Origin of the sequence: Streptomyces sp. NPDC047917, assembly GCF_043204345.1 — a bacterium.
In the GTDB taxonomy this organism is placed as follows: Bacteria; Actinomycetota; Actinomycetes; order Streptomycetales; family Streptomycetaceae; genus Streptomyces; species Streptomyces sanglieri.
Map to the genome: position 1 here is coordinate 479,981 of NZ_JBIDCA010000005.1, position 11,972 is coordinate 491,952.

Consider the following 11,972-nt stretch of genomic DNA (forward strand, 5'->3'; position numbering starts at 1 on the left):
TCTCTACACAAACCTAACCACCACCCCCCCCCCCCCCCCCCCCCCCCCGCCGCCCCCCCCCCCCCCCCCCCCCCCCCCCCCCCCCCCCCCCTCTCCGCTGTGCCTATGGGGTTGGGCCTACAGCTGCTGCTGCTGCTGTTGCTGCTGCTGACCCTGCTGCTGCTGCTGCTGCTGTTGCTGCTGTTGCTGCTGCTGCTGCTGTTGCTGCTGCTGTTGCTGCTGCTGCTGAGGCTGACCCTGCTGCTGTTGCTGTTGCTGTTGCTGTTGCTGTTGCTGCTGTTGCTGCTGTTGCTGCTGCTGCTGTTGCTGCTGTTGCTGTTGCTGCTGCTGTTGCTGCTGCTGTTGCTGCTGTTGCTGTTGCTGCTGCTGTTGTTGCTGCTGCTGTTGCTGACCCTGCTGCTGTTGCTGTTGCTGCTGCTGTTGCTGTTGCTGCTGCTGTTGCTGTTGCTGCTGCTGTTGCTGTTGCTGCTGCTGCTGCTGTACCAGTCGCTGCTGCGGCACCAGGAACGAGGTGGTCCTACACGGGCACGCCCGCAGCCCGGCGTTGAAGCCTGCCGTGAACGACGGGTCGCCATTCGCCTGAGGCGCCTTCGCTGGTGCCGATGCCACCACGGCAGTTGGGGGTGAGGCACTGAATGCTTCCCCGGCGAAACCCGCAGGGAACGCCAGAGCAGCAATGAGCACCGGGCTGAGCCGGACAAAGAATCGCTTTCCACGCATGATTTCGCCCTTCGACTGCCGGAGCCAAAATAGGTCGCTCGTTGGTGAACGGCCGTCTCCAGCAGGATCACACGCGGCGCATCACGCATCAAGGAACCATCTATCCTAGGAGTGACACTCCTCGATGGTGGCCACCTCAACAATCGCACTCCAGAGTCCGCGACAGGTGGGTAATTTCAACGGCGTGCAATGCATGTGGACTTCAGAGAAAATGAATACCTGAAACTTCGACAGAATTCACTTCTAGCCTTTGGGCTGATGAACATGAAGAAGACAAACTTGCGGAACATCAGTGTCACGACGGCGGTCGGCTGCTGCTTGACTGTGGGCCTGTTGGGCACGTCAGCAGGTGAGTCCGTTGCCTCGCCGCAGACTCCTCGGGCCACACCGTCGGAACTCAAGTGCTATACGACCACCGGGAATCCCGACGCGGTCGTGTGCTATCGGGTTTCGAAGCGGATCCTGAACACGGGGGACGGCCGGCTCACGTTCGTGCCCTTCCTCATTCAGGTGCCCACGCCCTCGAACCCCCCGACCCCGTCCGTCGTGAACGTTCTGCCGTCGTGAGCGCTCGCTCTCGCCGTCCATGAACGGTCCGTCCGTTCCAACGCGGTCCGTGATGAGCGCGTAACCCGCATTGTCCAGCGGGTTACGCGCTCAAGGGCGGCATGTTGACCGCCGAACAGACCCGTCAGCCGTCAGCCAGTGGCAGCACCGCCGATGCCTGCGCCACCGGTCACATCACCGGCGCCCGCGCCACCAGTGGCAGCACCGCCGATGCCCGCGCCACCGGTCACATCACCGGCACCCGCACCACCAGTGGCCTCACCACCAGTGCCCGCGCCACCGGTCACATCACCGGCACCCGCACCACCAGTCGCGGCACCACCAGTGCCCGCGCCACCGGTCACATCACCGGCACCCGCACCACCAGTCGCGGCACCACCAGTACCCGCACCACCGGTCACACCACCAGGCGCAGGGGTACCTGGCGTGCCAGGAGTACCAGGCATGCCAGGCGTACCCGGAGTGCCCGGCGTACCCGGAGTACCAGGCGTGCCCGGAGTGCCCGGAGTACCAGGCGTACCAGGCGTACCCGGAGTACCCGGAGTACCCGGAGTACCCGGAGTATTCGTAGCCGTACCGCCTGTGGCAGTACCGCCGGTGGCGTTGATGTTAAGCAGCAGGTTCTGAATCTGCTGCTGCTGTTGCTGCTGCTGCTGTTGGCGCTGTTGCTGCTGCTGCTGTTGCAGCCGCTGGACCTGCCCCTGCTGAACGAATCCAGGCCTGCATTCCGACCTGAATCCGACGCTGTAGCCCGCTATGAACGCCGACTGCTGGCTCAGCGGGAACTGCGACAGATAGTTTCCGACCCTGTTCACGCACAGTCGGCCATCGATCTGTCCTCGCGCCACACCGTTACCGAATCCGGGATCCCCAGGCCCTACCGCGGGTGCTTTCGAGGGCGCCGTCGACGCCGCTGTCGTCGCGGCAGCCGGGGCCGGGGCGCCGAACGCTTCCCCGGCGAAACCCGCTGGGAACGCCAGAGAAGCGATGAGTACTGGGCTGAGTCGGACGAGGTATCGCTTTCCACGCATGGCCTTTTTCTCCCTTCGACCTTCGGACCGAAAGACGTGCGCCAAGCGCTCACCGGTGCACTTTCTCGGCACCGCGCAGGGCCGGACGCCGCTTCCAGGAGCAGCTTCACACGTGACTCAGCACACATCCAGAAACCGACTATCCTAGGAGCAGAAGTCCCCGTAGTAGCCATCCGTAATAGTTGCCCAGCAGAAGGAACGGCGGATGAATTACGACCAACGTCGAGCAGAGCTCGCGGACTTCCTCAGGACACGACGGGTGGCTCTTCAACCGGAAGAAGTCGGCCTCCCGACACGTACGTCACGACGTACCCCCGGCCTCCGGCGGGAAGACGTCGCCGACCTGGCCGGCATCAGCGCCTGCTGGTACACACGGCTGGAACAGGCCCGGGACATCCGGGTGTCCGACCACGTGCTCAATTCCCTCGCCGAGGCCCTCCGCCTCAATGCGGAAGAGCGCGAACATCTCCTGGCGCTGGCGAGCGAGGATACGCGTTGCAGTGCACGCGTCCCCACGGACGGTGTTCCTCCGGCTCTCCAGCGCATTCTGGACAGCCAGCATCCGCATCCGGCATTCGCCCTCGGTCCTCGTTTCAACATTCTCGCCTGGAATCAGGCCCGGACCGATGTCTACGGCGATCTGACCGAGATCCCCACCGAGCACCGCCACATGCTGTGGCTTTTCTTCGGCGGCTACATGCGTGAGCTGATCCAGAACTGGGAGGAGTGTGCCCGATCCGTTCTGGCCGAGTTCCGGGCGGCCACCGGACTGTACGTCCACGAGCCGTGGTTCACCTCGCTGGTCCGCGAACTGAGCAGGAACAGCACGGAGTTTCGCAGCTGGTGGCGTCAGCATGAGGTCGAGGGACGTCACGCGGCCGCCCGGCAGCTGAGACATCCGTCCGTCGGCCGCATGGTGTTGGAGGAGTGCGCGCTCATCGTCGACGACTGCTCGGACCGCCGCATCGTCCTGGAGATGCCGCAGCCCGGCACCGGCACCGAGAACAAGCTGGCGGAGCTTTCCTGCCGGTCCCGGCCCCGCTCCCCTTCTCAGAGCCAGCCCCAGCCCCAGTACCAGTCCCAGTCCCAGTCCCAATCCCAGTGCCAGTCCCAGTGGGCACGGAACGCGCCGATGAGGGCCAAGACGCACGCACCGCAGCGGACGGTCTCATGGGAGCAGCAGAACCACCGCTTCTGACGGCGGTCAGTGGCGCAGTGCCGTGCCCACGTCGGCCTTGACGTCGCCGGACAGCTTGCGGTTGCTGCGGGCGGTGGCGTCCTTGGTCGCCCCGGCGCCGACGCCGTCGACCGTCACCACCGCCGTGTCGAGCAGATTGCCGCTCCCGTCACGGAAGTTGACCTGTACCGCGTACGACTTCTTCGAGTCGGCGCTGTTGGTCACGGTGACCTTCGCGGTGGCGCGGCCGTTGTCGTCGGTGCCGGTGCCGGTCAGCGCCACATCGCCCTTGGCGTTCACACCGTTCTTGAAGTTCTTCATCTTCTCGCCCGCGGCGGCCGTCGCCGAGGCCACCACGTCGGCACCCCTGGATGCCGCCGATGCCGCGGCGGACGCGGCCTTGGAGGCCGTGCTGGAGGCGCTGCCCCCGTCGTCGGAACAGGCCGCGGCGGTCGACATCACGGCCGTCGTCAGCAGTACGGCCCACAGGACTCGCACGGTTTTCCTCGTCATCGTGCCTCCCAGCACTCGTCCCTCGCCAGTCAAAGGGGCCGCGGCCCGGACCGCATGCCGTCTGCGCCGGACGGGTGGGGCCGAACGGCCCGGTGGCCCGGGTCGCCGGAAGGGGCCGGGTCCCGGTCGCGGCCTTTCCGGCCGGACCCGGTCGCGGAGTGGCGGAGGGCGGGCGAGGCTGAGGGGCATGAGCGATCAGGACCCGGGCGGCTTCCCCGAGGTGGTGCGACCGCACCGGCGGCTGTGGCCCTGGGTGCTGCTCCTGGCCGTGCTCGTGCCGGCCGGTGCTGCTGCCGTGGCCGTCGAGGTGGTCGCCGGTGAGCTGTCCGGGGAGGGCGCACGGCCGCTGCGGATCACGTACGAGGTCACCGGCACCGCCGAGGACGTCACCATCACCTATCCGACCTGGCGGAACGGCTACCTGTCGACCGCGCGGCTGTCTCCGCGGACCCTGCCGTGGGCCGGGGAGACGCGAACCAGGGGCTTCATGAACGGCGGCTCGCTCGCCGTCACCGTCGGCGCGTCGGGCGGCGCGGTCGCCTGTGCCGTGACGGTGGACGACGGGACCGTGCGGACGGCCACGGCCTCCGGCGCCTTCGCCACGGCCACCTGTGACGGGTTCTGATCCGGCCCGGGCCGGACCGGCGGGTACGTGGCCGTGCCCCCGGCCCCGGAGGGCTCGGGGGCACAGCCACCGGTGCGTCGGCCGTCAGCGGCCGTAGCGGATCAGGGCTCGGACCATCCGGCAGGTGGTGTCGGACGGCGGGTGGGTCCCGATGCGCTCCGCGGTCGTGCGTATCTTGTCGTTGGTCGCGGTCGACGGGTAGTAGACGCCCGTGTCGAGCAGGGCGATCGCCAGGCGCATGGCCTTCAGGCGGCGGTTGTGGGAGACGTACCACTCGCGGGGCCGGCCCGCGGGGAGCGGCTTCTTCTTCAGGGGCATGTGGAGCGGCTTGGTCGTGACTGCGGCAACGGCCATGGGCAACCTCCTGGCACGATCGTGGAACCCTCACGAACTGCCTCCATTTTACTGCCCGGCACTGACAATCACCCCTGGCCAGAAGGGCTTTCGGGGATCCCTCGCGTACCTTTGACCCCATGGAGATCTGGATCAATCCCGCCTGTTCCAAGTGCCGCAGCGCGGTACAGCTGCTCGACGCGGAGGGTGCCGAGTACACCGTCCGCCGCTACCTGGAGGACGTGCCCTCGCCGGACGAGATCCGGGCCGTGCTCGACCGGCTCGGACTGGAGCCGTGGGACATCACCCGGACCCAGGAGGCCGACGCGAAGGAGCTCGGGCTCAAGGAATGGCCGCGCGAGGCCGGCTCGCGTGAGCGGTGGATCTCGGCCCTCGCCGAACACCCCAGGCTCATCCAGCGGCCGATCATCACCGCGGACGACGGGACCGCCGTCGTGGGGCGCACGGACGAGGCGGTACGCGACGCGCTCGGGCGCTGAGCGGCCAACCCCGGGCGTGCCCGTACAACAGCCCGCGCGAGGCGCGGGCCGCGGCCGGTGCGAGGCACGTACGGCGGCCGGCGCGACGGCCCGTCACCCGATGAAGTCCGCGATCCCGCGGTTCAGTTCGGCGGCCGTCGGCCCGTGCAACGGCAGTGTGTGGTGCGTCGCCGCGGGGATCGTCGCCGTCGTCACCCGCGGGAGCAGCCGGGCCGCAGCGGCGGCGACGCGGGCCGGGTCATGGGCCCGGCCGCGTCCGGCGAGCAGGACCAGGGTCGGTACGTCGAGTCCGCGCAGGGCCTCGGGCGCGGGGCGGGGGCCGGTGACCGGGCGGCCGGACGGGAGGCCGGCGGCCGCGTCGCGCAGCCGCAGCCAGGCCGGGCCGAGCGCGGCGCCTCCCGTCTCCCATTCCAGGAAGGCCCGGGTCCGCTTCGCGTTCGGCCGGAGCAGCATCGGCAGGGCGTGCAGCAGGTAGCCGGGCCGGAGGCCGGCGAAGCACTGGGTCGGGTCCACCAGGACCAGCTTCCGGACTCGGTGGGGCGCGTGCAGGGCGTAGTGCAGAGCGATCCAGGCCCCGTAGGAATGCCCGCCCAGCGCGGTGCGGTCGGCGCCCAGTCCGTCCAGTACCCCGTCGAGCCATGCCGTCAGGTCCGCCACCGTGCGGATCGGGCGCTCCCCCACGACGCTGCGGCCCGGCTCCCCGATCAGGTCGACGGCGTGGACGCGGTGTGCCCGGCCCAGGTGGGCCGCCTGGGCGTACCAGACGGTGGAGGTGGCGCCGCCGCCGGCCAGCAGCACCAGGGGCGGGGCGTCCCCGGGGCCGCAGCTGTTGACGCGAGTGGTGCCGTACGGGGTGGGGATCCTGGAGTACGTCGTTCCGGTCGGCCAGTCGTTCGCCAGGACCTCGTCGTACGCCTCGTCGAACGACGTGGACGTCATGGATGCCTCCTCGGTGGTGACCGCTTCTGCCGGCCCCCGGATATTATCTCGCTCAGCGAGACAATGGGCTTGCCGAAGAGGAAGGGGCGTCGATGGACGCGCAGGAGGGTCCGGGGCTGGAGATCGTTCATCTGCTGCGCAGGGTGACGGTCGAATTCGGGCTGCGCCAGGCCGAGTTCGCGTCCCTTCACGACATGCACAGCACCGATGTGCGCGCTCTGATCTGTCTGCTGGACGCCGAGCGGGCGGGCACGGAAGCCACCGCCGGGTGGCTCGGCGCACAGCTCGGGCTCAACTCCGCGGGCACCACCGCCGTCATCGACCGGCTGGAACGGCTCGGCCATCTCACCCGCACCCGGGACCCGCGCGACCGGCGACGGGTGCTGCTGGCGGTCGACGAGCGGGCGGTGGAGCTGGGGTGGGCGTTCTTCGGGCCCCTGATCGAGTCCACGGTGGCGGCGCTGCGCGACTTCGACGAGAAGGAGACGGCCGCCGTGCGGCGCTTCCTGTACGCCGCGCACGAGGCGGTCACCTCGATCCCCTGAACACCCCGGGGCCGTCCAGCCGCTCCCGGCAGGCCGGGGCCCGCCCGGCGCCGGCTGCCGACCGGGCGGCCCCGGCACCCGGCGCCGCCCCGGCCTTCGTGCCGCTACGCCCCCGCCTGCTTCTCCGCCTCGGCCAGCAGCTCCGTCAGGCGCAGCCCGAACCGTACGTCGCACGGATGCGGATCCCCCGTGCGCGCCGAATGGATCAGGGCGTCGACCGCCGCCCGGAACGCGCCGACCGCGCCGTCCCACCGCGGCATGGTGACCGTCCCCTCCTCGCCCCTGAGCTCGATCTCCGTACCGACCGCGCCCACGGGTGCTCCCAGCGCGAGCGTCACCGTGCTGGACGCGCCGGAGCTGTGGCGCAGGACGAGGTGGGTGGTGTCGGACGGGCCGCGGGCCGCGGTCAGCGCGGTCACATCGCCCAGCACCGGGATCAGGACCGACAGGGCGTGCGGGCCGACGTCCCACAGGCCGCCCTTGTCGCGGCGCCACGGCGAGGCGGCGTACTCACTGGTCGCGCCGGGGGCGAACAGTGCGCCGATCCACTCGGCGCGGGCGGTGAACCAGCCGTCCAGAGCGGCCTGTTCGGCGATCCAGGCGGAAGTCTCGGCCGCGAACCGCAAGGTGCAGAAGACGATTGAGGCGACCCCGGTCTGTTCGACGGCCCGGACGACCTCGCGGGCCCCCGCGACGGTGGTGGCAACCGGTTTGTCCAGCAGCAGATGACGGCCGGTGGCCGCGGCACGGGCGGCGAGCGGGGCCTGGACGTCCGGCGGCAGGGCGAACGCGACGGCGTCACTGGCGGCGAAGAGCTCGTCGATGCCCGCCTCGCCGGTGTACGCCCCGGTGCCGTGCGCGTCGGCCAGCTCCTGCGCGGCCTCGGGACGGCGGCCCCACACACCGCTCAGTACGACGCCGGGATGGGCGGCGAGGGCGGGGGCCTGGGTGTTCCGGGCCCAGGGGCCGGTACCGACCAGGCCGATGCGCAGGGGGGTCGCGGGAAGTGTCGTCATGGGGCCAGTCTGCCGGTTCCGCCCGGGCGATCCGGTATTGAGTTGGCGGAGAGTGACCTCCATGGATACGTTTGCGGGGCCGGCCGCGGGACTCCGGCGCGACTTCCGGGACTTGCCTATGAAGCAAAAATTTCGCTGTTCGCGCCCCCATTCCCCGGCCGGCGCTCCGCCCCCCGCGTGCGGCGGGGCGTGACACCACGGGGGAATCCATGACCGCCATGACCACCAGCACCGGGACCGACGCCGGCCTCGTCGCCGCCGAGGACGTACTCCTCTTCGTCAACGCGGCGATCACCGCGACCGGGCAGCGCGAATTCCGCTCGTCCGCGTACCGGCAGCAGCTCTCGCTGGACTTCCTCCATGAGTACGTACGGGTCAACTACCGCCGGGTGTACGCCGCCTCGCTCGCCCTCGACATCAACGACCACAATGCCGCGCGCATCGTCCGGGGCCTGCTGGAGAACGCGGCCGACGCGAGCGCCGAGGAGAAGCGCACCGAGGGCCGGCTGATCGCCGCCCGGCTGGCGAAGCTGCCGCCGCAGCGCGTGTACCGGCTGTTCCGGGAACTGCGCGCGGCCAAGGTGAACAACCGGCGTACCCGCGCGATCATGCGGGACTGGCTGGCCGCCCGGCCCGATCCGGCGCACGACGCGGTGAAGTACCGCTCCGGCCTGAAGACCGCCGCCCGCCATGCCCACCTCCGGCTCGACGGCTCCGTCGGGCCCGAGGCCTCCGGTGAGCTCGGGGACTTCCTGTTCCGGCCCCGGCGCCGGGCGGGGTACCGGAATCAGCTGCTCGACGCCTGGCGGCGCGCCCACTACGCGCAGGGAGCCGTCGAGGATCTGCCGTTCACGGTCGCCGAGGGCTTCGCCGCCCGGCGCGGGGTGAAGCGCGAGGCGTTCCTGGAGCGGATGGCGCCGCGGATGACCCGACTGGAGCGGCTGCGGACGCTGACGCAGCGCACCGGCGCCGCCGACGCGCCACTGCCCGCCGACGTGGATCTGACCGTGATGCCGCTGACCCGGCTCGCCCTGTACGTCCTGTCGCTGGGCTTCGAGGCACGGAGTACGCACCGCGAGGAGCTGACCCGTGCGCTGCGCACGGCGGCCCGTCGCGCGGCGGGCCCGCACGCCGGGAGCTGGGGCCGGGTCGCCGCCGTGCTCGACGACAGCTACTCCTCGTCCGGGTCGGGAGAGAAGCGGCGCCGCCCGCTCGCCGTGGCGCTGGCCTGCCACTTCCTGCTGGAGACGCTGGCCGCGCCGGGCGCGTACACCCCGCTGTGGACGTCGGACCGTACCGATCCGCTGCTGGTCAGGCCGTGGGGCCCGACCCCGCTCGGTTTCCGTGTGCTGGACGCCCTGGAGCACGGCCCCGAGCGGCTGGTCATCGTCTCGGACGGCTGGGACAACGCACCGCCCGGACTCGCGGGCGAGGTGCTCCGGATCTGGCGGACCCGGCTCGACCCGGACCGGCACACGGCGGTGGTCCATGTGAACCCCGTATACGACGCGGACGCCTTCGATGTGCGGCGGCTCTCGCCGAGCGTGCCCACGACGGGCGTCCGGGACGCGGAGGACCTGCCGGCGCTGGTGGAGCTCGCCGGGTTCGCCGAGGGGCGTACCGGAGCGGCGGCGCTGTATGCCTACCTGGACCGGCAGGTGGCGCGGTTCGTGGGTGACGACGGAGCGGGAGCGGCATCGTGAACAGGCTGGAACTGACCGGGCTCACCACCCGCCCCGCCCAGGTGTGGGGCGGTATCCGGCTGGTGCCGCTGGTGCGCGAGCGGCCCGTCGAGGGGCTCCGGCTGCACGAGGAGCTCTACACGGACCACGGGTACGGCACCGTGGACATCGGTCCGCGCGCCCGCTACGCCTCGGTCATCCCGCACGGCTTCGTCGCCGACTGGTCCGGCGAGGGCGAGCAGTCCGCCGCGTACGGTACGCAGCTCGGCGCCGCGCCGGGCCCGCAGGCGGGGAACCGGCCCGCGCCCCGTACCGCGCGGCTCCAGCGCCACCGCCACCACCGGATGGCGAAGCGCCGGGCGGGCGACCGGCTGCGCTTCCTGCCGCTGCACCTCGCGCTGGAGGGCTACCTCTCGCTGCACTTCGGCGGTCCGGCCGTCGCCTGGGAGGAGTGGTCGCGGCAGGCGCTGCGCGACGGGCTGTCGCCGCGCGCCGAGGACGCGTACATGGGGTGGTCGGTGCGCGGGCTCGGCGCGGCGCTGCGGGTCTTCGAGATCCATCCGGACCAGTGCGGAGTGATGGTGTACGCGGCCGACGCGCTGGCCGCCGCGTTCGTCGTGCCGCACCCGGACGACTACCGGCTGCTGCACCCGTCGCTGGTCGAGGACCTGTACGGCGAGCTGATCCACCAGTACGCGCTGTACGGCGCCCCCGTGCCGGAGTTCGCGGCCCGGATACCCGACGGTCCGCGGCTCGGGACGCTCGCCGGGCTGCGCGCGGCCGCGCGGGCCCAGGAGCGCGAGTGGGCCGAGGCGCACGACACCCTGTTCGCGGGTGAGCTGCTGGACAGTTCGTACGCCTTCGACCGGGTGTACCGGATGGGCCCGTTCACGCTGTGGCGGTTCCTGCCGCCGTTCCTGCCGGGCGGGGCCGGGCAGCACATCGGTGAGACGATCACCGACCACAAGGGACGGGTCGCGTACCTGAAGACGTTCCGGCTGTCCGAGGCCCAGATCAGGCGCGGTCATCTGCTGCACCGGCTCGCCGGCGCGGACTGGCGGCTGTCGCGGGCGGCCGAGGCGCTGGGCACCACCGAGGAGGAAGTGGTGCGGCGGATCCGGGCGGCGGGCTTCGAGTCGCTGCTCAGAGCCCGCTCGTAACGGACGAAACCTCGGTAACACGGGGTTCACATCCGGGCAACGGACGGGAAATGGCGCCTTGCGAAGCTGCGCTGCAGAGACCGGACCGCAGCACCGCAGCACCCGCAAAGGATGGCTTCCGTGACGTTCAAGGCCGAGTACATCTGGATCGACGGCACCGAGCCGACCGCCAAGCTCCGCTCCAAGACGAAGATCATGACCGGGAGTCCCTCGCAGGACGTGACGGAGCTGCCGATCTGGGGCTTCGACGGTTCGAGCACCAGCCAGGCCCAGGGCCACGCCTCCGACCGGGTGCTGAAGCCGGTCTTCTCCTGCCCGGACCCGATCCGCGGCGGCGACGACATCCTGGTGCTGTGCGAGGTCTTCGACATAGACATGACGCCGCACGCGTCCAACACCCGGGCCGCGCTGCGCCCGGTGGCCGAGCGGTTCGCGGGCCAGCAGCCGGTCTTCGGCATCGAGCAGGAGTACACCTTCTTCGACGGTCACCGCCCGCTCGGCTTCCCCGAGGGCGGCTTCCCGGCCGCGCAGGGCGGCTACTACTGCGGGGTCGGCGCCGACGAGATCTTCGGCCGCGAGATCGTCGAGAAGCACCTCGACAACTGTCTGAAGGCGGGGCTCGGCATCTCCGGCATCAACGCCGAGGTCATGCCCGGCCAGTGGGAGTTCCAGGTCGGCCCGCTGTCCCCGCTGGAGGTCTCCGACCAGCTGTGGGTCGCCCGCTGGCTGCTGTACCGCACCGCCGAGGACTTCGGCGTCTCCGCGACCCTGGACCCGAAGCCGGTCAAGGGCGACTGGAACGGCGCGGGCGCGCACACCAACTTCTCCACCGGGGCGATGCGCACCGGATACGACGCGATCATCACGGCGTGCGAGTCGCTGGGCGAGGGCTCGAAGCCGATGGACCACGTCAAGAACTACGGCGCGGGCATCGACGACCGGCTGACCGGCCTGCACGAGACCGCCCCGTGGAACGAGTACAGCTACGGCGTCTCCGACCGCGGCGCCTCGGTCCGCATCCCGTGGCAGGTGGAGCAGGACCGGAAGGGTTACATCGAGGACCGCCGGCCGAACGCCAACGTCGACCCGTACGTCGTCACCCGCCTGATCGTCGACACCTGCTGCACCGCGCTGGAGAAGGCCGGCCAGGTCTGATCCGGGCCC

At 70.6% G+C, this 11,972-nt stretch carries 12 protein-coding genes; 8 read left to right on the plus strand and 4 right to left on the minus strand.

The annotated features are described in order from the left end of the window. The first annotated feature begins 111 nt into the window (after positions 1–111). Both ACGF8B_RS14950 and ACGF8B_RS14955 read left to right on the plus strand, forming a co-directional pair. Positions 112–627, plus strand: a complete 516-nt coding sequence (locus tag ACGF8B_RS14950; RefSeq protein ID WP_392738137.1) for a hypothetical protein — start codon at positions 112–114, stop codon at positions 625–627. Positions 628–2,523: 1,896 nt separating this feature from the next. Then, on the plus strand, positions 2,524–3,516 hold the full coding sequence (locus tag ACGF8B_RS14955; protein WP_392738140.1) for a helix-turn-helix transcriptional regulator: 993 nt from the start codon (positions 2,524–2,526) through the stop codon (positions 3,514–3,516). A gap of 6 nt (positions 3,517–3,522) precedes the next feature. Here ACGF8B_RS14955 and ACGF8B_RS14960 read toward each other — a convergent pair whose 3' ends face one another. Next, positions 3,523–4,008, minus strand: a complete 486-nt coding sequence (locus ACGF8B_RS14960) for a hypothetical protein (protein ID WP_392738143.1) — start codon at positions 4,006–4,008, stop codon at positions 3,523–3,525. A gap of 187 nt (positions 4,009–4,195) precedes the next feature. Here ACGF8B_RS14960 and ACGF8B_RS14965 point away from each other — a divergent pair, with 187 nt between their 5' ends. Then, on the plus strand, positions 4,196–4,633 hold the full coding sequence (locus ACGF8B_RS14965; RefSeq protein WP_392738146.1) for a hypothetical protein: 438 nt from the start codon (positions 4,196–4,198) through the stop codon (positions 4,631–4,633). An 84-nt stretch (positions 4,634–4,717) separates the two neighbouring features. On the opposite strand, the gene ACGF8B_RS14970 is transcribed toward ACGF8B_RS14965, so the two are convergent. Then, positions 4,718–4,987 (minus strand): hypothetical protein, encoded by a 270-nt coding sequence (locus ACGF8B_RS14970; protein ID WP_392738149.1) that lies wholly within the window; start codon positions 4,985–4,987, stop codon positions 4,718–4,720. Between the two features lie 119 nt (positions 4,988–5,106). On the opposite strand from ACGF8B_RS14970, the gene ACGF8B_RS14975 reads away from it, so the two are divergent. Further along, positions 5,107–5,466: an arsenate reductase family protein gene (locus ACGF8B_RS14975; RefSeq protein WP_329592879.1), complete on the plus strand. Its 360-nt coding sequence runs from the start codon at positions 5,107–5,109 to the stop codon at positions 5,464–5,466. 93 nt (positions 5,467–5,559) lie between these two features. On the opposite strand, the gene ACGF8B_RS14980 is transcribed toward ACGF8B_RS14975, so the two are convergent. After that, positions 5,560–6,405 (minus strand): alpha/beta fold hydrolase, encoded by an 846-nt coding sequence (locus tag ACGF8B_RS14980; RefSeq protein WP_392738153.1) that lies wholly within the window; start codon positions 6,403–6,405, stop codon positions 5,560–5,562. Between the two features lie 92 nt (positions 6,406–6,497). Between ACGF8B_RS14980 and ACGF8B_RS14985 the strand changes: the two genes are divergently transcribed. After that, positions 6,498–6,950 (plus strand): MarR family transcriptional regulator, encoded by a 453-nt coding sequence (locus ACGF8B_RS14985; protein ID WP_392738156.1) that lies wholly within the window; start codon positions 6,498–6,500, stop codon positions 6,948–6,950. Between the two features lie 104 nt (positions 6,951–7,054). Here ACGF8B_RS14985 and ACGF8B_RS14990 read toward each other — a convergent pair whose 3' ends face one another. Further along, positions 7,055–7,966 (minus strand): Gfo/Idh/MocA family protein, encoded by a 912-nt coding sequence (locus tag ACGF8B_RS14990; RefSeq protein ID WP_392738159.1) that lies wholly within the window; start codon positions 7,964–7,966, stop codon positions 7,055–7,057. A gap of 218 nt (positions 7,967–8,184) precedes the next feature. Between ACGF8B_RS14990 and ACGF8B_RS14995 the strand changes: the two genes are divergently transcribed. The 3 genes from ACGF8B_RS14995 to glnII all read left to right on the plus strand — a co-directional run bounded on the left by ACGF8B_RS14995 (position 8,185) and on the right by glnII (position 11,963). Beyond that, positions 8,185–9,669, plus strand: coding sequence for a hypothetical protein (locus ACGF8B_RS14995; RefSeq protein WP_392738162.1), 1,485 nt, complete (start codon positions 8,185–8,187; stop codon positions 9,667–9,669). Then, entirely contained in the window at positions 9,666–10,808 is a 1,143-nt protein-coding gene (locus tag ACGF8B_RS15000) for a hypothetical protein (protein ID WP_392738164.1), read from the plus strand. Before ACGF8B_RS14995 ends, ACGF8B_RS15000 begins: the two co-directional genes overlap by 4 nt. Before the next feature lie 120 nt (positions 10,809–10,928). Next, positions 10,929–11,963, plus strand: a complete 1,035-nt coding sequence (gene glnII / locus ACGF8B_RS15005; RefSeq protein ID WP_392738167.1) for a glutamine synthetase — start codon at positions 10,929–10,931, stop codon at positions 11,961–11,963. Positions 11,964–11,972: the final 9 nt, after the last annotated feature.